The sequence below is a fragment of the Tenacibaculum sp. Ill genome, from assembly GCF_051938915.1.
GTDB lineage: Bacteria > Bacteroidota > Bacteroidia > Flavobacteriales > Flavobacteriaceae > Polaribacter > Polaribacter larymnensis.
In genome coordinates this window covers 1,600,277-1,619,130 of record NZ_JBPSCW010000002.1, presented here as the reverse complement: position 1 = coordinate 1,619,130, position 18,854 = coordinate 1,600,277, and the positions used below count along the sequence as shown (strand labels likewise).

Genomic DNA, 18,854 nt, shown 5'->3' with positions numbered 1-18,854 from the left:
TCTATTAAGCACCAAAACAATTCAAAAACAACAAAAATGAAAAACATATTACTAATACTTTTAGCTGTATTTACTACAAGTATTTATGCACAAATGCCTAAAAGTAGCCTACCTAAACCAGGAGTTATTACTGGTAAAGTAGTCGACCAAGCGACCAAGCAACCTCTTCCCTATGTTAATATAATAATCAAAGATGCTGCCAAAAAAATTATTACTGGTGGAATTACTGATGACAACGGATTATTTTCTATAAAAAATATACCTGAAGGAAACAGTATTGTTGAGGTTCAGTTTATAGGATATAAAACTTTTTCAAAGCCAGTTACTGTAAGCCGCAAATCAAATAAAGTTAATTTAGGTACTATTCCTCTTGAAGAAGACAGTACTACTTTAGATGAAGTAGAAATTCGTGCAGAAACCTCTTCAGTTACTCAAAAAGTAGACAGAAAAGTAATTAACGTTGGTAAAGATTTAACCTCAGCAGGTGCTACTGCTTCTGAGTTATTAAATAATGTACAATCTGTAAGTGTTGATAGCCAATCAGGAAATATTAGCTTACGTGGTAATGAAAACGTACGTGTACTAGTAGACGGAAAACCTACGAACATACCTGCTTCTGAATTATTAAAACAAATTCCTTCTTCATCTATTAAAAGTGTTGAGTTAATTACGAATCCTTCTGCTAAATACAATCCTGAAGGAATGAGTGGTATTATCAATATAATTCTTAATAAAAATGCCAACATGGGCTTTAATGGCTCTATAAACACTGGTGTTGAAGCTGGACATTATGTTCGTTACAACGCTTCAACAAATATGAACTATAAAACAGGAAAAGTTAACTTCTTTGGAAACTATGGATTCAATGGTGGAGACCGCTATAACTTTGGTTATGTAAATAGACCCGGAGTTAACAATCAAGACTTCATTTTTATAAATGATAACGAATCTCATTTATTTAAAATTGGAGCAGACATTTATTTAGATGATAAAAACACCTTATCTCTTTATACTACTCAAAACTGGTTTGACAGTAATGCTAGCGGACGTGCTATAATTACAGACAACAATGGTGATTTAATATCTCACTCTCCTAATACACAAACAAATGAAAGTCATAACCAAGCTTACAATGTAAATTATAAACATGATTTTGAAAAAGAAGGGCATAATATAGAACTTGAAGCCAATTTCTCTAAAAATGATTCTCCAAAATTTTTAGAAAATATTTTCTTAGAAAATTCGCAACCAGATTATTTTAACGATATAAATAATAACAGAAAAAGTACACTGTTAAATTTAGATTACACTAACCCTATTTCTAAAAATGGAAAATTAGAGTTAGGTTTAGAATATAGAGTTAATAGAGCTGATAATACTAATGTAACAAACCAACAAATTTTAGTAGAAGAACCTGATACTTATAGAGATGTAGGTAACTCTTCCTTCACCTACGATAGAGATATTTATTCTGCTTATGTAAACTATGGACATAAGTTTGGTAAACTTAACATGCAATTAGGTGCTCGTTTTGAACAATATAAAATTGAAGGAGACTTTACAGGATTGGATGAAAATGGAGATCTAAAGAACGAGAAAGTAACTGATGATATTTTTACTGTATACCCATCTGCTTTCTTTACCTTCAACCCAAATGACAATGATCAATTTCAATTAAGTTACAGTAAAAGAGTTGACAGACCAGGAATACAACAAGTAAACCCTATTAGAGAATGGAGTACGCCTTTAATTACGTCAATAGGTAATCCTGACCTTGTTCCTCAGTTCACTAATTCAGTTGAATTTAACTATACACGAAAAATAAAAGGCGGGTCGATAACTTTAGGTAGTTTTTATAGAAATATTAATGATGTAATTAATAGAGCTACTTATAAAGATCCTGCTGACGCTGATAATGTAAAGCAAATATTAACCTTTGCTAATTTTGATGACACAGATGCTTATGGTTTAGAGTTTTCTGTAAACTATAAAATTGCAAAATGGTGGAGAGCAAATGCTAGTATGGACTATTATTCTCAAAAGCAATTTGGAACCACAGATTTAAGTGACCCTAATGCTCCTACTACTGAAGTTAAAACAGATATTTTTAACGCACGTATAAGTAATAGTTTTACAGTATCAAAAAAATTACGTTTACAATTATTTGCAATGTACAGAGGTCCAAGAGAAGACATTCAATGGAACGTAGACCCTATGAAAATGGTTAACATCGGTGCTAACTATAGTATTCTTAAAGGGAAAGGAAATATTAACCTTAGAGTAAATGATATCTTTAACGATATGAGATTTAAATTTAACTCTGAAAGACCTTTTGTTCAAAATGGACGTTTTAAATGGGAAAGCAGAACAGCTTATATTGGATTTAACTATAGGTTTGGTGGAGGAAAAAACAAAGCCCGCTCTCGTAAACAACGTGATAACAATGAAAGACAAGGAGGCGGAGGTTTCCTATAAAATTAATTTTTAATTAATTATTTAAAAAAAACGAAGTTAAATACTTCGTTTTTTTTATTTTTAGCGCAATTTCATTCCCTTCAATTTATGAAAAGATTGCTAATATTATTTTTATTTCTAGGCACTTATTTTTGTCAAGCACAAAATTTACGGCTTACTGGAATCGTTTTAGATAAAAAAAATAATCAACCATTACCTTTTGTCACAATTACTTGTAAAAACACTTCTAACCAAATACTAACAGGTAGCATTTCTGATGAAAAAGGTAATTTTAAAATTGAAAAACTTCCTAAAGAAAGTTTGCTCTTAACTTTTCAATTTATTGGTTATAAAACCTTCGAAAAGAAGGTTGACTTAAAAGAGCATAGTAAAATAGAAACAGTTTTCCTTGAAGAAAATACTACTCAATTAGATGAAGTTGAAATACAAGGAGAAACTTCAACTATTATTCAAAAAATTGATAGAAAAGTTATTAATGTAGGTAATGACTTAACTGCTGCTGGAGCTACCTCCCTAGAAATGCTTGAAAACATTCCTTCTGTAGATATTAATCAACTCTCTGGAACCATAAGTTTGCGAGGAAATGAAAATGTTAGGGTTTTGGTAAACGGAAAACCTTCCAATATAAATACAGCTCAATTATTAAAACAAATACCTTCTAACTCAGTTAAAAGCGTTGAAATAATTACTAACCCTTCAGCTAAACACACACCTGAAGGCATGAGTGGTATTATCAATTTAATTCTTAAAAAGAATACAAAAATTGGTTTTAATGGAAGCTTAATAACGGGGATTAAACAAAGTAGAAACACAAGACCTGATATTACTTTAACTACAAACTATAAAACAGGTATAACTAATTTTTACCTAAACTACAATACAAGTTGGGGAGATTATGAAACCTTTAATGATTTAGAAAGAAACGACATCAACTTAACTCAAGATTTTGACTTTCTTAACAATTCAAAGAATCATAATATCAAGTTTGGTGTAGACATAGATGTTACTTCGAAAAGTATATTGTCTATGTACACCTCTCTAAATTTTGATAATAATAGTTTAGCTACCAATACTCTTATCCATGAAAACAATTCTTTAGTTTTTAATAACAAAAGTTTTTCTGACTATAACCAAAAGGACAAAACTTACAACATTGATTATGTTTATAACTTTGATGATAAAGGTCAAAACTTAGAAGTTGAGTTTAATCACTCTATCACAAAAAACCCTGAGGAAACTATTAATAAAGAATTAGTTAATCCAAATTCAAAAGAATATAATTACACAAACGATATTAAAGACACACGAAAGTTATGGTTATTAAATATTGATTATATAAAACCTATAAAATCTGGAAAACTAGAATTTGGTGTTGAATTCAGAAAACAAGATTTTTACAATTTAATACTTACTGATAGAGAACACATAAATGATTCGGCTTCTCTTGAACTCGTTGGAAATACAACCTTAAATTATGACAAAGGTATTTATTCTGGATATCTAAATTTTAACAAGGAGTTCAAAAAAATTTCAATTCAAGCAGGTATAAGGTTAGAGCAATTTAATTTAGATGCTCTTTTTTCGAATACTCAACAAGGAAACACCTCTTTAAAAAATAATCTTTTTAGTTGGTACCCTTCAGCCTCAGTTCTATACAGCTTTACTGAAAAAGACAAGTTACAATTTGCTTATAGTAGAAGAATTGACAGACCTTCAGCTTACCAAGTAACTCCTATTCAAGAATGGTTTTCACCTCTAACTATATCAAAAGGAAACCTTAACTTACAGCCGCAATTTACAAATTCTCTAGAGCTTAATTATACTAAAACAATTACCAAGGGCTATGTATCTTTCGGTACATTTTACCGAAGAACAAATAATAAAATTGGTCGATTATTACAGCAAGATGAACAAAATCCAGACAGAATCATTACTTCATTTACCAATTACGATTATGCTGATAGTTATGGGGTTGAGTTATCTGCAAGCCTCAAACCAATCAAATGGTGGACGTTAAATCCTTCTTTCGAAACCTACATTCAAGACTCTCAAGGTGTTTTGAACGGCAACTTTGAAACGGTAAAAAACACCTTAGTAAAAGGACGTATAAGTAACTCCTTTAAAGCTTCTAAAAAACTGAGTTTTCAATTATCATGTATTTTTAGAGGTAAAAGTGAAAACATTCAATATACTGTACAACCATATACTATGATTAATGCCGCTGCTAGATTAAAGATAATAAATGGTAAAGGAAGTATCACCTTAAGAGGTACTGATATTTTTAATAATGTAAACTTTGATTACAGGTCAAATAATCCATTTATGCAAAAAGGAAAGTATACTTTGGAAAACAATTCAGTTTATCTAGGTTTTTCTTACAATTTTGGAAGTGGAAAAAATAAGAGTAAAAGTAGAAAATACAGAGACAGTAATGAATCTCAAGGAGGTATGTTTTAATAAACATCTAGAATAGAACATTAATTATATATCTAAAACACTTATCATTGGTACTTCTAACAAATATTAAATCTACCTCATAAATTTTCTATTATTAACATAACATTTGGTTTTAGTAAACAAAATTACTATTTTGGGCATTAAAAAAATAAAAATTAAAAATAATGAAAAAAAAAGTAACAACTTTAGGGAGGCAACTAAGTATTAATGAAAAAAAACAGGTTAGAGGAGCATACACCGATGATATTTGTTGCAAAAAACCAAGACTTGTTGTTTGTGAATGCAAAGATGACAATGATTTTGATAGAATTCAATAAGGGTTAATCATTAATTAAATACCAAAAAATGGTTCTTATAAAATCAAAAACTATTTTTAATAAAAATACCTAAACCCGAAGTCATAAAACTTCGGGTTTTTTGTTTTATATGTATAATAAAACTACCAACGAATCACTACTGATCCCCAAGTAAATCCACTACCAAAAGCAGCCAATACTACTAAATCACCTTCATTGATTTTTCCTTTTTCCCAAGCCTCTGTCAATGCTATGATAACTGAAGCAGCAGTAGTATTGCCATACTTCATAATATTATTATATACTTTATCATCCGATAATTGGAACTTCTTCTGAATAAACTGTGCAATACGTAAGTTTGCTTGATGAGGAATTAACATATCAATGTCTTCTTTTTGCAAACCGTTAGCTTCTAAACCTTCCATAATAGCTTCTGAAAAACGAACTACTGCATGTTTAAATACAAATTGTCCATTCATATATGGATAATATGAAGTATCATCAGGGTCGCTTTCTTCAATAATAGTATCAACCCATCTTCCTGTTGATGGTCCTATTAATGCCAATTCTTTAGCATGCTTTCCTTCCGAATGTAAATGAGAAGATAAAATCCCTTTACCCTCTTCTTCACTACGAGATAAAACTGCTGCACCTGCACCATCACCAAAAATTACAGTCACTCCCCTACCTCTAGTAGATTTTTCTAAACCTCCAGAGTGATTTTCAGATCCAATTACCAAGATATTCTTATACATTCCAGTCTTAATAAACTGATCAGCAACAGACATTGCATAAATAAACCCAGAACATTGATTACGTACATCTAATGCTCCAATAGTAGGCATATCTAACAAATCTTGAATTTGTACTCCTCCTCCAGGGAAATATAATTCAGGACTCAACGTAGCAAAAACAATAAAATCTATATCATCTTTTGTTAAACCAGCACGCTCTATAGCTATTTTAGCTGCTTTTGCCCCCATAACTGATGTAGAATCATCAGATGTTTTTGGATCAATCCAACGACGTTCTTTAATACCAGTTCTTTCTTGAATCCATTCATCACTCGTCTCCATGAACTGAGTCAAGTCATCGTTAGTCACTACGTTCTCAGGAACATAATAACCTAATCCTGTAATTTTTGAGTTATACATATTTTTTTATGTTGATTATTCTGTTGTTAACAAATTAAAAGCCTGTAAAAGTATGAATTTTATATAATTCGTACAAAAAGTGTCATCTTGTCACTATTTTTTATTTGGTATTTTTTTTGACTATTCATTCAACAGAAAATAATATCAATTAAAAATATATACTTATGAGTAAAGGAAACATTAATGTATCGGTAGAAAATATATTTCCACTGATTAAAAAATTCTTGTATTCTGATCACGAAATCTTCTTACGTGAGTTAATTTCTAACGGAACAGATGCTACTACTAAATTAAAACACCTTATTTCAATTGGTGAAGCAAAAACTGAATTAGGTGATGCTAAAATTGAAATTAGTATTGATAAAGAAGCAAAAACCTTAACTATAAAAGACCAAGGTATTGGTATGACAATGGATGAGGTTGAAAAATATATTAATCAAATTGCCTTTTCTGGAGCTGAAGAGTTCTTAGAAAAGTATAAAGATGATAAAAACGAAACGGGCGTTATTGGTCATTTCGGATTAGGTTTCTACTCTGCATTTATGGTTGCTGATAAAGTAGAAATCTTTACCAAATCGTTCAAAAATGAACCTGCTGCTCACTGGATTTGTGATGGTTCTCCTGAATATACTTTAGTTGAACATGACAAAGCTGACAGAGGTACAGAAATTGTATTACATATTGCTGAAGATTCTACAGAGTTTTTAGAAGAAGGTAAAATTCGTGGATTACTAACTAAGTACAATCGTTTTAACCAAGTACCAATTAAGTTTGGAACCAAGAAAATAAACGATCCTGACTTCACTCCTCAAACTACCAAAGACGAAGATGGTAAAGAAGTAACAGAACCTCACAAACAAATTGAAGTAGATGATATCATCAATAATACAGAACCTGCATGGACTAAAAAGCCAGCAGATTTAGAAGATGAGGATTATAAAAACTTCTACCGTGAGTTATATCCAATGCAATTTGAAGAGTCTTTATTCCATATTCATTTAAATGTAGATTATCCATTCAACTTAACAGGAATTTTATACTTCCCTAAGTTGACACAGAATTTGGATATGCAAAAAGACAAAATTCAATTATACCAAAACCAAGTATTTGTAACGGATAATGTAGAAGGAATTGTTCCTGATTTCTTACAAATGTTAAAAGGTGTAATTGACTCACCGGATATTCCTTTAAATGTTTCTCGTTCATATTTACAAGCAGACGGAGCTGTTAAAAAGATTTCTGGATATATTACCAAAAAAGTAGCAGATAAACTTTCTTCTTTATTCAAAAACAACCGTGAAGACTTTGAACAAAAATGGAACGATATCAAAGTTATTATTGAATACGGAATGTTATCAGAAGAAAAATTCTTTGATAAAGCAAAGAAGTTTGCCTTATATCCAACTGTTGATGGTAAATTCTTTACGTTTGATGAATTAGTTGAAAAAACTAAAGATACTCAAACAGATAAAGACGGAAATCACGTTGTTTTATATGCTGCACACAAAGATGCTCAACACAGTTATATTGAAGAAGCTAAAGCTAAAGGGTATGAAGTATTATTATTAGATTCTCCTATTGTTCCGCATTTAATGCAGAAGTTAGAAACTGAATCTGGTGATGCCAAAGTACAGTTTAAACGTGTAGACGCTGACCATGTTGATAATTTAATTAAGAAAGACGACACTGTAATTTCTAAACTTTCTGACGAAGAAAAAGAGAAATTAAAACCAGTTATCGAAGGCGCTGTAAACAACTCTAGCTACACAGTACAATTAGAAGCTATGGATTCTAGTGCTTCTCCTTTCTTAATTACCGTACCAGAATTTATGCGTCGTATGAAAGAAATGAGTGCTACTGGTGGTGGAATGATGGGAATGGGTAACATGCCAGAAATGTATAATTTGGTAGTTAATACCAACCACGAGTTAGTATCAGAAATTTTAAATGCTGATGAAGACAAGCAAAAACAATTAGTTTCGCAAGCTTTTGATTTAGCTAAATTATCTCAAAACCTATTACATGGTGAAGAGTTAACCAACTTTATCAAACGTTCTTACGAATTAATTAAATAATGACGAATCGTCATAGATAAATTAAAAAAACCTCTTTGTGAAAACAGAGAGGTTTTTCTTTTTCGTTTATCTACAAAATTATTAGCTTCGTTTCACTTAGAAAATAACATCAATTTAAAACTATGGAACATATTATTTGTTTTGGAGACAGTATCACCAGAGGTGAAAACGATAATGAAAAAGGTGGTTGGGCAGATCGTTTGAAAGCTTACTGTATGGAACTTTTTCTAAAAAATAGAAAAGATGAAATTTGTGTTTTTAACATGGGAATTGGCGGAGAAACAACAGAAGGTCTGATTAAACGATTTGCAAATGAATTCAACACAAGACTTTTAAAAGACGGAAACAATATTGTTACTTTAGCTTATGGTGCCAATGATATAGCTTCTTTAAATGGTAAAAACGCTGTTTCGATAGAAAAGTTTCGTGATAATCTCAACTTGTGTATTGACCATGCCTTAAAACACAATGCTACGGTATATTTAATCAATATACTTCCAGTCATAGAAAACGATTACAATACTAAAAAAAGGTCACCAAAAGACATTTTAAGATACAACGATATATTGTTATCAATAGCACAAAAACAAAACATTAATCTTGTTGATGTACATAGCAAATTTGACTTTGATAAAGAGGAACTACTTACCTACGATGGTGTTCATCCTAATGCAAAAGGACATGAAAAAATATTTAACATAGTTAAAGAGGTTATTTTACCTAATCACGATTAACAATCTAATTCTCTCTTTTTCTTTTTGGTATATTTGTTCACATTCAAAAATATAACCATGAAGAAAATCCTCTTAACTGTAGTGGCCACAGCTACTTTCCTAGTTTCTTGTAAGCAAGAAAAAAAGGAAGCAGTAAGCACTCCTACTCCAGAAAATACTGAATTCAATCAGTTATTAAAAGATTACAACGAAGGTAAGCTACAATTGAATCCTGTAAATGCAACTTTTGCAGGTGATAATCGTTTTAACGACCAATTCCCAAATACCTTATCTGATGAATATCAAGCAAAAAGCAATGAGTTTTTCAAAAATTATAAAGAAAAACTTAACAGCTTTAAAGACGCTGACTTAACCGAAAGTCAACAAATGAGTAAAGCTGTATTAGCTTGGGACTGTGATATGGCATTGGCGCAAGCTAGTTATAAAAATGACTTATTAATGCCAATCAACCAAATGTGGACAATTAACCTTACCATGGGGCAATTGGCAAGTGGTAGTAGTGCACAACCTTTTAAAACAGTTGAAGATTACGACAATTGGTTAAGCAGATTAGACAAATACAATACTTGGTTACAATCGGCTAAAGAACGTATGCAGCAAGGAATCAAAAAAGGATATGTATTGCCTAAATCATTAATCCAAAAAGTAATTCCACAGTTTGAAAGCTTAACAATTGTAAAAACTTCTCCTGAAGGAATTACAGATTTTTCAGAGCATTTATTTTATTCTCCAATAAACACTTTACCAGCTGATTTTTCTGATGCTGATAAAACACGTTTAACTGAAGCTTATACCAACATGTTGAATGATAAATTAATACCATCATTCAAAGCAATGCATGAATTTTTAAAGAATGACTATTTAGCAGCTGGTAGAGAAAGTAGTGGTATTTCTGATATTCCAAACGGAACAGCATATTATCAACACGCTATCAAAAACTACACAACCACCAACATGACTGCTGATGAAATTCATGAGTTAGGACTAAAAGAAGTCGCTCGAATTTTATCAGAAATGGAAGAAGTAAAAAAACAAGTTGGTTTTGAAGGAGACTTAAAAGAATTCTTTGATTTTGTTCGTAATAATAAGGAGTTAATGCCGTACACCGAACCGCAACAAATCATTGATAATTTTAATGCGATTCACGAAAAAATGAAGCCACAATTAGAAAAGCTATTTGGTAACAAACCAAAAACTCCTTTTGTGGTTAAACAAACTGAAAAATTCAGAGAAGCTTCTGCTAGTGCTGAATACAACCCTGGTTCATTAGACGGGACACGTCCTGGAGTTTTCTACACCCCAATTCCTGATGCTACTAAATACAATGTATTTTCTGATGAAGCTTTATTTTTACACGAAGCTATTCCTGGTCACCATTATCAAATTTCTTTAACACAAGAAAACGAAGAGTTACCAGACTTTAGAAAAACCTTATGGTACAGTGCCTACGGTGAAGGTTGGGCATTATATACTGAGAATTTAGGTAAAGAGTTAGGTTTATACACAGACCCTTATCAATACTTTGGAATGTTAGGGATGGAAATGCACCGAGCAATTCGTTTAGTAGTTGACACAGGAATACATGCTAAAGGATGGAGCCGTGAGAAAGCGATTCAATATTCATTAGATAATGAAGCTGAAGGTGAAGCTAGTATTATTTCTGAAATTGAGCGTTATATGGCAAACCCTGGGCAAGCGTTATCATATAAAATAGGGCAATTAAAAATCCGTGAATTACGTGCTAAGGCTAAAAAGGAGTTAGGTGATAAATTCGACATTAAAGAATTCCACAATCAGGTTTTAGAAACAGGATGTATTCCTTTAGCGTTATTAGAAAACAAAATTGACAAGTGGATTGCTTCTCAAAAATAATATCATCACTTTATTAAAAGTAAAATCCGCTTTGAAAATTCAAAGCGGATTTTTTTATCAGTTCAGGTTTCTAGTAAAATGGTTTTTCAAATAATAGATTTGTACAAATACCATTACGGTAAAAAAGAAGCAAGCACTTAGCATTAAATTTGATACTGTGATATTTTCAAATAAATTTGGCAATTGAATATTCGATAAATAATCCATTTTTATCTCGGGTATTTGAAGCCAACTTGATGAAGCTCCTTTCGATACAAACAAAATACTAACAGCTAATATACCCGCTAATACAAACCATACTCTTTTGGATATTAATGGTGTTGCTTTATAAATAGAAGATTGCTCTTCTTTTAAAATCGCATCCATAATATTTGCTATAAAATCAATAGATGGTGTCTCTGCTTCTATTTCGTTGATATACTTTTTTGTAAAAGCGTCCAACTCTTTAATATCTTTATTTTCTCCCATAATGATTAATCAATTCAGGTTCTACTTTTTTCTCTACTATACTCAGTAAACTCTTTCTAGCTCTATGTAATTTTACTTTAACATTCGCTTCAGAAAAATCGGTTACTTCTACTATTTCCTTCAAACTTAATTCTTCAAAATAAAACATCCATAAAATTGTACGTTCTTCTTCAGGTAAACTTAACAAACACTTATTAATTACTTGTGCTCGTTCTTTTCGTTCAATTCCTTCTAAAATACTATCAGCAGATTTAATTCTATTAATTGTAATCTCGTCAATTATATCGGTATTATACCTTTCTTTATTCTTCTTTAAGCTATCTAAGCAAGTTCTATATGTTATTTTATACAACCAAGTAGAAAACTTCGACTCTCCTTTAAACTTGCTCAAATTCTTATAAGCTTTTATAAAAGTATCTTGTGATATTTCTTCAGCCTCTTCTCTACTCTTTACCATTTTTAACGCCAACGAAAACACCATTACCTTATACTTTTCAACTAAAAAAGCATAAGCATTAGCATCTCCCTTAAGGGTTTTATCTATATAAATTTGATCGTTAATAATAGTCGTTTTATACTATGACTGTACTTAGTTAAAAAAGGTTACAACTATTCATTAAAAAAATTAAAAATATTCTGTAACCTTTTTTTAAATGTAGCTGTCATACTTGTAAACACATTAAAAATAATCATTTTAAACTCAAAAATATGGAAGTAGCAATTGTATTTATGTTCTTATTCGCAGTAATCTTCGGAATCTTTTACTTGTTTTATTCAACAAGAAATAAGGAACGTTTAGCTTTAATTGAAAAAGGTGTAGATGCCAAAATTTTTATGCAGGGAGAAAAAAAGCGTTCAACTTTAACAGGTAGAGTAATTATCTTAAATTTAGCTTTATTAGCTATGGGAATTGGCGTTGGTGTTTTATTAGGTGCTATTTTGAGCTCTTTCTTTGGTTATAATGGTCCATGGGAAACACGTCCAGCAGATGCCATTGATTCTGAAGTTTTCTTTATTGCATCTATCTTTTTATGCGCCGGAGGAGCCTTATTAATTGGATTTAATCAAACTAAAAAATTAGACAACAAATAACGTTTGTTTAAATAATAAATTATTTTACTAAATATGTTAAAAGAGAATAATGCTAATTTTATTCTCTTTTTTGTTTTGTAATTTAGTAAGCTAAATTCCTTAACATGAGAAAATTTACAGTACTATTCTTACTAATTTCTACAACAATATCAGCGCAAACCGACACTAAAATATACGATATTATTAATGCTGTTTCAGCAGATAGGATCAAAACTGATATTACTACTCTAACAAATTTCGGAACACGTCATACACTAAGCGATACTATTTCAAATACTCGTGGAATTGGAGCGGCACGTCGTTGGATTAAATCTGAGTTTGATAAAATATCTTCTGATTGCAACAACTGTTTAGAGGTATTTTACCAAAAAGACTTTGTAAAAAAAGGAACCAATAGTAGAATCACCAAAGATGTTTGGGTCGTTAATGTTGTTGCTATTCAAAAAGGAACAAAATATCCTAACAATTACATTGTAATGAGTGGTGATATTGACTCAAGAATTTCTGACCCTAATAATTATACCGATGATGCTCCTGGAGCTAATGATAATGCTTCCGGAATGGCAGGAACAATTGAAGCTGCTCGTGTTTTAAGTAATTACAACTTTGAAAACAGTATTATTTATGTTGGATTGTCTGGTGAAGAACAAGGTCTATTTGGCGGAAAAGGACTAGCTACATATGCTAAAGAAAAAAACTGGAACATTATTGGTGTAATGAATAATGACATGATAGGAAATATTAAAGGTGTTGACGGCGTAATTGATAATCGTACGTTTAGAATCTTTTCTGAGCCTGTTCCTCCAACAGAAACAGAACGCCAACGAAAAGCACGTCGTTTTTATGGTGGTGAAGTCGATGGAATTTCACGTCAGCTAGCACGTTATATATACAAAACTACCAAAACGTATATACCAGAAATGAATCCGAAAATGATTTATCGTTTAGACAGGTTTGGTCGTGGCGGACATCATAGACCTTTTAACGATGCTGGTTTTGCTGGTATTCGAATTATGGAAGCTCATGAGAATTATACGCAACAACACCAAGATATTAGAACAGAAAACGGTATTGAATATGGTGATAGACTTAAATTTGTAAACTTCGATTACGCTAAAAAATTAACCGCTGTGAACGCTATTAACTTAGCGAGTATTGCTGCTGCACCACCTTCTCCTAAAAATGTAGGAATTGGTGGTATTGTTGAAGCTTCTGCCAAACTTCAATGGGATAAAGTTGATGGTGCTAAAGGATATAAAATCTACTGGAGAGAAACTACTTCTCCTACTTGGGATAACTTTAAATATGTGGAAAATACTACTGAGTTTACTTTAGACGGAATTGTTTTAGATAATTACTTCTTCGGAGTAAGTACTGTTGGTAAAAATGGACATGAAAGTATAGTTTCATTCCCTTCAAAAATTATACGTTAATTAATGGATAATAAGCCTCATCTATATTTTAAAACTCATATTGAATGGCGAGCTTGGTTATTAGACAACCATAATGAAAGTGATGGTGTTCATTTAATTTTATACAAAATTGATGTTGACATGCCTAGTATGCGATGGGAAGAAGCCGTAAAAGTTGCTTTATGCTTTGGTTGGATTGATAGCACTGTAAAAAGTTTAGGAGATGGAAAAAGGAGGCAATATTTCTGTCCTAGAAAACCTAAAAGTGTTTGGAGTGCACTCAATAAAAAATATATTGAAGAACTAACTGCTTCCGAATTAATGCATCCATCCGGAATTGCTTCTGTTGAAATTGCTAAAAAAAATGGTTCTTGGAATGCTTTAGACCCTGTAGAAAAATTAATTGTTCCTGAAGACCTACAAATTGAGTTTGATAAAAATCCAACTGCTTTTAACAACTTTCAAAACTTTGCTCCATCTTATCGTAAAAGTTATTTGTATTGGATACACCAGGCTAAAAGAGAAGCCACAAGAACAAAACGAATTAATGAAATTATTCGTTTGTGTGAGGCCAACATAAAGTCTAAATAAACTGTTAAATTTTATAATATAATTAACAATAATAAACAATAATAAAAGTAATTTGGGAACCTTATTTATCAACTCAAACAATTTATTATGTTTACAAAACAATTAAAATTAGTTTGTTTACTTTTTTTAACAATTTCAATAATGGGCATTCAAGACATAAATGCTCAAAAAAAGAAAAAGAGAAAGAACAAAGCTAAAACAGAAGTTTCTTCCAAACCTAAAAAAAAGAAACCTAAGAAAACAATTAAGAGCTTAACTAAAAGCAGTAAAAAATTAGACGGTTTATTTACCATCTTCCAAGATACTGTTACTGGAGACGTTAAGTTATTATTGAAAAAAGATCAACTAGACAAAGATTTTATCTATTTCTCGCAAATAGCTGATGGTGTTACAGAAGCTCGTGCATTTAGAGGTTCTTATAGAGGTTCTAGTATTTTCAATATAAAAAAGCACTTTAATAATATTGAATTTGTAGCTCCAAACACTTCTTTTTATTTCGATAAAAATAATGCGATCTCTAAATCAGCAAAAGCAAATATTAGTGATGCTATAATGGCAAGTACTAAAATTTTAGCTTCTGATGAAAAAAAAGGAGAGTATTTAATAGATGCTAATCCTTTATTTATTTCTGAAGCTTTTACTAGAATTAAAGCTCCAAACTTTCCTAAAAGCTCACCTTTTACTTTCAAGCTAGGTAGGTTTGACAAGAAAAAGTCAAAAATAAATACCATAAAGAACTATCCGGAAAACACTAATATTAAAACTGAATATGTATATAACAATCCTTCAGTTTTAAACCAAGGATCTAATGCTATTAAAGATGGTAGATATGTTTCTATAAAGGTTTTCCATACGTTTATGAATCTTCCTGAAGATAACTATCAAGCTAGGATGGATGACCCTAGAGTAGGTTATTTCCTAACCAATACTAACGACATGACCTCTACAAGTACAGTAAATTATAGAGATTTTATACATCGTTGGAAACTTGTAAAGAAAAATCCTGAGTTAGCCATTTCAGAACCTGTAAAACCAATTACTTGGTGGATTGAAAACTCAACACCTAAAGAGTTTATTGAAACTATAAAAGAAGGTGTTTTAGCTTGGAACGAAGCTTTCGAGAAAGCAGGGTTTAAAAATGCTATGGTTGTAAAAGTTCAACCAGATGATGCTACATGGGATGCTGGTGATGTTCGTTACAACGTATTACGATGGACTTCTTCTCCTAACCCTCCTTTTGGTGGTTACGGACCAAGTTTTGTTAACCCGAAAACAGGAGAAATCTTAGGAGCAGATATCATGCTTGAATATGTTCACTTTACCAATCGTGTGATATATAATAAAATTTTTGGTGATGTTTCAAAAGCATCTTCAGAAGAAGAGACTCGTGCTATTTTAAACAATGAAAATAACCATATGTATTGTTCAGCTGGTCACTTGATGCATGAAAACACAATGTTTGGTAAAACAGTATTAGCAGCGACAGGTGCATCTGATTTAGAAATGGAAGGCATGAAAAGAGAAGCTATGAAATCATTAATCATGCACGAAGTTGGTCATACATTAGGTTTAAATCACAATATGAAAGCAAGTCAGTTATTTTCACCTGAACAATTAGCTGATGCTGATTTTATAAAAGGAAAATGTTTAACTGGTTCTGTAATGGATTATGCTGCTATTAACCTAACTCTTGATAGAAGTAAACAAGGTCAATATTACGATACTGCTGTAGGACCTTATGATATTTGGGCTATTCAATTTGGTTATACTCCTTTTAAAAATAGAGCTGAAATAGATGCTTTATTATCACAATCAACAAAACCAGAATTAATTTTTGGTAACGATGCTGATGATATGCGTTCTCCTGGTAAAGCAATTGACCCTCGTGTTATGACAGGTGACTTATCAAACGATCAAATAAAGTATTCTGTTGACAGAATTAAGTTAGCTAACAATATGATGAAAAACATTAAACAACGTTTTTCAAAAGATGGAGAAACCTATGAAGAACTTAGAAATGCTTATTATATCTTAAATGGTCAAGCTGCTAGAGCTGGTGATGTAATTTCTAGGTTTATAGGTGGTGTTTATGTAGACAGAGCTGTATCTGGTCAAGAAGGAGCTACAAAACCTTACACTCCAGTTAGTTTAGCTGATCAAAAAAGAGCTATGGAAGCTTTAAAAACTTATGTTTTTGCTCCTAATGCTTTTAAAGCACCTAAAGATTTGTATAATTATCTAGCCAGACAAAGACGTGGCTATAACTTTTTCTCAGGTCCAGAAGATCCAAAAATCCACGCGCAAGTTTTAAGTTACCAAAAAAGGGTCTTAAACCATATTTTACATAGAAATACTTTACAAAGAATTTCTGATTCTGAATTATATGGAAACCAATATAAACTGTCTACTTTTATGACAGATCTTAATAACGCAATTTTTAGAGCTGATGTAAATACCAATATAAATTCTTTCCGTCAGAACTTACAAACTGAGTATACTAAGATGTTATTAAAAATGGTTAATGGTAAAAGTAAATATACAAATGCCTCTAAAGCTATGGCTTTATACAACTTAAACAGAATTAAATCATGGGTAAGTAATGGTGTTGGAAATATTGCCACTAAAGCTCATAAAAATCAATTAAAACTGTTAATTAATAATAATCTTAAAGACGTAAAGTAATAAATAGTATTAATAATTTAACACAACCCCATCATTTTGTAATGATGGGGTTTCTTTTTCATTATAAGTCTATAACTTTTAATTCCAAAGCTATAAACCTAATAGAAAAGATATATCATTAGATTCTAAATGATTTTTAGTATTTTGTACTCCAATCAATTAACTATATGCAACTAGAATCCCTCGTTAAAAATTTTAAAAACAAAGATGTAAAGGCTTTTGAAAGCCTCTACGAAATGTACAAACAAAGCGTTACTGGAGTAGTTTACAATATTGTTAGAGACCAAACAATAGCCGAAGAAATAACACAAGATGTTTTTATAAAAGCTTGGAATAATGCAAGCACATATTCTGAAAAAAAAGGACGTTTTTTCACATGGATTATCAATATTGCTAGAAATGCTGCTATTGATAAAACAAGATCTAAAAATTTTAAGAACAGTTCTAAAAACCTTGATGCCGAAATTTTCGTAGATATATTAGAGAACCACGACAGTTTAGACTCTAAAACTGATGCAATTGGTATAAAAAACTTTGTAAACAAGTTAAAAGATACTTGTATTAAGGTTATAGAGCTTCTTTACTTTAAAGGCTTTACACAAAAAGAAGTTTCTGAAAGTTTAAAAATGCCTCTTGGTACTGTAAAAACTAGAAGCCGAAATTGTATTAACGAATTAAGACTTATGCTAAAATAATGGCTACAAATAAACACATAGAATCTGGAATATTAGAACTATACATAGCTGGCGCTCTTTCTGATAAAGAAAACGAGCAAGTATATGGTTTGATGATGGAACATCCTGAGATTTTAGAAGAAGTAAAAGAGATTGAAAAGTCTATTTCTATTCTTACTTCTCACGTTGCTCCTAAAGATGCTAAAAATTCTTTTAAAGACGTTTTAATAAAAATGTTACAAGAAAAAGAAGATTCAGCAAAGACAATTCCTTTACGAACATCAAAAAATAATTGGGTAACTTATACTGGATGGGCTGCTGCCTTAGTTGTTGGTAGTTCCTTAATTTTATCTTTAAATAAGAGTGCTAATTTACAAGGTCAAATAGACACTATTAACGAGGCTAAAGAGCAATATGAAATTCAGTTAGACAAAACAAATACCGATTTAGCCGAAAACAAAAAACTTTTAGCAGTAATAAGAAGTAAAGAGATAGTTACTGTTCCACTGCAGGGGCAAAAAGTATCTCCTGAGGCATATGCAAAAGTATACTGGAATAAAAACTCTAAAAATATTTACTTAGATGTTCAAGGTTTACCTGATCCACCAGAAGGAAAGGTATACCAAGTATGGTCTTTAAAACTTGATCCATTATCTCCAACTAGTTTAGGAACTATAGATAACTTTACAGCTAGTGATAGTAAAATATTTACTATTAATAATCCTAATGATTCACAAGCTTTCGGTATTACTTTAGAACCTGCAGGTGGAAGCGAAACACCTACTTTAGAACAATTATATACTCTAGGTGCAGTATAAATAATAATTACTTATAAATTAATATAGCCGCTTTAAGCGGCTATATTTTTGTTG

15 protein-coding genes are annotated in these 18,854 nt (G+C 31.1%); 12 read left to right on the top strand and 3 right to left on the bottom strand.

What is annotated here, in order from left to right; genetic code table 11:
• Positions 1-36 precede the first annotated feature (36 nt).
• From ACTPNM_RS07720 to ACTPNM_RS07710, 3 genes are all read left to right on the top strand, one after another.
• A complete protein-coding gene (locus tag ACTPNM_RS07720) occupies positions 37-2,475 on the top strand; it encodes a TonB-dependent receptor domain-containing protein (protein ID WP_440121239.1) in 2,439 nt (812 codons plus the stop codon).
• A gap of 87 nt (positions 2,476-2,562) precedes the next feature.
• Positions 2,563-4,932 carry a TonB-dependent receptor domain-containing protein gene (locus ACTPNM_RS07715; protein ID WP_440121238.1) on the top strand — a complete coding sequence of 790 codons (2,370 nt, stop codon included), beginning with the start codon at positions 2,563-2,565 and terminating at the stop codon, positions 4,930-4,932.
• A gap of 164 nt (positions 4,933-5,096) precedes the next feature.
• Positions 5,097-5,249: a hypothetical protein gene (locus ACTPNM_RS07710; RefSeq protein WP_430730329.1), complete on the top strand. Its 153-nt coding sequence runs from the start codon at positions 5,097-5,099 to the stop codon at positions 5,247-5,249.
• A 122-nt stretch (positions 5,250-5,371) separates the two neighbouring features.
• Here the strand turns inward: ACTPNM_RS07710 and ACTPNM_RS07705 are convergent, their stop codons facing one another.
• The gene (locus ACTPNM_RS07705) at positions 5,372-6,382 is read right to left on the bottom strand and encodes a 3-oxoacyl-ACP synthase III family protein (protein ID WP_440121237.1); all 1,011 of its coding nucleotides are present in this window, start codon (positions 6,380-6,382) and stop codon (positions 5,372-5,374) included.
• A 164-nt stretch (positions 6,383-6,546) separates the two neighbouring features.
• Between ACTPNM_RS07705 and htpG the strand changes: the two genes are divergently transcribed.
• From htpG to ACTPNM_RS07690, 3 genes are all read left to right on the top strand, one after another.
• Positions 6,547-8,457, top strand: a complete 1,911-nt coding sequence (htpG, locus tag ACTPNM_RS07700) for a molecular chaperone HtpG (RefSeq protein ID WP_440121236.1) — start codon at positions 6,547-6,549, stop codon at positions 8,455-8,457.
• A gap of 122 nt (positions 8,458-8,579) precedes the next feature.
• Positions 8,580-9,191 carry an SGNH/GDSL hydrolase family protein gene (locus ACTPNM_RS07695; RefSeq protein ID WP_440121235.1) on the top strand — a complete coding sequence of 204 codons (612 nt, stop codon included), beginning with the start codon at positions 8,580-8,582 and terminating at the stop codon, positions 9,189-9,191.
• Positions 9,192-9,248: 57 nt separating this feature from the next.
• Positions 9,249-11,063, top strand: coding sequence for a DUF885 domain-containing protein (locus ACTPNM_RS07690; RefSeq protein WP_440121234.1), 1,815 nt, complete (start codon positions 9,249-9,251; stop codon positions 11,061-11,063).
• A gap of 57 nt (positions 11,064-11,120) precedes the next feature.
• On the opposite strand, the gene ACTPNM_RS07685 is transcribed toward ACTPNM_RS07690, so the two are convergent.
• Both ACTPNM_RS07685 and ACTPNM_RS07680 read right to left on the bottom strand, forming a co-directional pair.
• Positions 11,121-11,531 carry a hypothetical protein gene (locus ACTPNM_RS07685; RefSeq protein ID WP_440121233.1) on the bottom strand — a complete coding sequence of 137 codons (411 nt, stop codon included), beginning with the start codon at positions 11,529-11,531 and terminating at the stop codon, positions 11,121-11,123.
• Entirely contained in the window at positions 11,518-12,075 is a 558-nt protein-coding gene (locus ACTPNM_RS07680; RefSeq protein WP_440122826.1) for an RNA polymerase sigma factor, read from the bottom strand. Before ACTPNM_RS07680 ends, ACTPNM_RS07685 begins: the two co-directional genes overlap by 14 nt.
• Positions 12,076-12,239: 164 nt before the next feature.
• Here ACTPNM_RS07680 and ACTPNM_RS07675 point away from each other — a divergent pair, with 164 nt between their 5' ends.
• The 6 genes from ACTPNM_RS07675 to ACTPNM_RS07650 all read left to right on the top strand — a co-directional run bounded on the left by ACTPNM_RS07675 (position 12,240) and on the right by ACTPNM_RS07650 (position 18,800).
• Complete coding sequence (locus tag ACTPNM_RS07675; protein ID WP_440121232.1) at positions 12,240-12,623, top strand: DUF6249 domain-containing protein; 384 nt, start codon at positions 12,240-12,242, stop codon at positions 12,621-12,623.
• Between the two features lie 104 nt (positions 12,624-12,727).
• A complete protein-coding gene (locus ACTPNM_RS07670) occupies positions 12,728-14,056 on the top strand; it encodes a M28 family peptidase (protein ID WP_440121231.1) in 1,329 nt (442 codons plus the stop codon).
• Between the two features lie 3 nt (positions 14,057-14,059).
• Positions 14,060-14,626 carry a YdeI/OmpD-associated family protein gene (locus ACTPNM_RS07665; protein WP_440121230.1) on the top strand — a complete coding sequence of 189 codons (567 nt, stop codon included), beginning with the start codon at positions 14,060-14,062 and terminating at the stop codon, positions 14,624-14,626.
• Between the two features lie 141 nt (positions 14,627-14,767).
• Entirely contained in the window at positions 14,768-17,308 is a 2,541-nt protein-coding gene (locus ACTPNM_RS07660; RefSeq protein WP_440121229.1) for a zinc-dependent metalloprotease, read from the top strand.
• Between the two features lie 167 nt (positions 17,309-17,475).
• Entirely contained in the window at positions 17,476-18,003 is a 528-nt protein-coding gene (locus tag ACTPNM_RS07655) for an RNA polymerase sigma factor (RefSeq protein WP_099213755.1), read from the top strand.
• Positions 18,003-18,800 (top strand): anti-sigma factor, encoded by a 798-nt coding sequence (locus ACTPNM_RS07650; RefSeq protein ID WP_440121228.1) that lies wholly within the window; start codon positions 18,003-18,005, stop codon positions 18,798-18,800. The genes ACTPNM_RS07655 and ACTPNM_RS07650 overlap by 1 nt, the downstream gene beginning before the upstream one ends.
• The last annotated feature ends 54 nt before the right edge of the window (positions 18,801-18,854 follow it).

Bases quoted from the DNA above. Each gene is read 5' to 3' on its own strand.
- ACTPNM_RS07705 (WP_440121237.1), bottom strand. From the start codon at position 6,382: ATGTATAACTCAAAAATTACAGGATTAGGTTATTATGTTCCTGAGAAC.
- ACTPNM_RS07695 (WP_440121235.1), top strand. From the start codon at position 8,580: ATGGAACATATTATTTGTTTTGGAGACAGTATCACCAGAGGTGAAAAC.
- htpG (WP_440121236.1), top strand. From the start codon at position 6,547: ATGAGTAAAGGAAACATTAATGTATCGGTAGAAAATATATTTCCACTG.
- ACTPNM_RS07685 (WP_440121233.1), bottom strand. From the start codon at position 11,531: ATGGGAGAAAATAAAGATATTAAAGAGTTGGACGCTTTTACAAAAAAG.
- ACTPNM_RS07655 (WP_099213755.1), top strand. From the start codon at position 17,476: ATGCAACTAGAATCCCTCGTTAAAAATTTTAAAAACAAAGATGTAAAG.
- ACTPNM_RS07665 (WP_440121230.1), top strand. From the start codon at position 14,060: ATGGATAATAAGCCTCATCTATATTTTAAAACTCATATTGAATGGCGA.
- ACTPNM_RS07720 (WP_440121239.1), top strand. From the start codon at position 37: ATGAAAAACATATTACTAATACTTTTAGCTGTATTTACTACAAGTATT.
- ACTPNM_RS07660 (WP_440121229.1), top strand. From the start codon at position 14,768: ATGGGCATTCAAGACATAAATGCTCAAAAAAAGAAAAAGAGAAAGAAC.
- ACTPNM_RS07690 (WP_440121234.1), top strand. From the start codon at position 9,249: ATGAAGAAAATCCTCTTAACTGTAGTGGCCACAGCTACTTTCCTAGTT.
- ACTPNM_RS07670 (WP_440121231.1), top strand. From the start codon at position 12,728: ATGAGAAAATTTACAGTACTATTCTTACTAATTTCTACAACAATATCA.
- ACTPNM_RS07715 (WP_440121238.1), top strand. From the start codon at position 2,563: ATGAAAAGATTGCTAATATTATTTTTATTTCTAGGCACTTATTTTTGT.
- ACTPNM_RS07650 (WP_440121228.1), top strand. From the start codon at position 18,003: ATGGCTACAAATAAACACATAGAATCTGGAATATTAGAACTATACATA.
- ACTPNM_RS07710 (WP_430730329.1), top strand. From the start codon at position 5,097: ATGAAAAAAAAAGTAACAACTTTAGGGAGGCAACTAAGTATTAATGAA.
- ACTPNM_RS07675 (WP_440121232.1), top strand. From the start codon at position 12,240: ATGGAAGTAGCAATTGTATTTATGTTCTTATTCGCAGTAATCTTCGGA.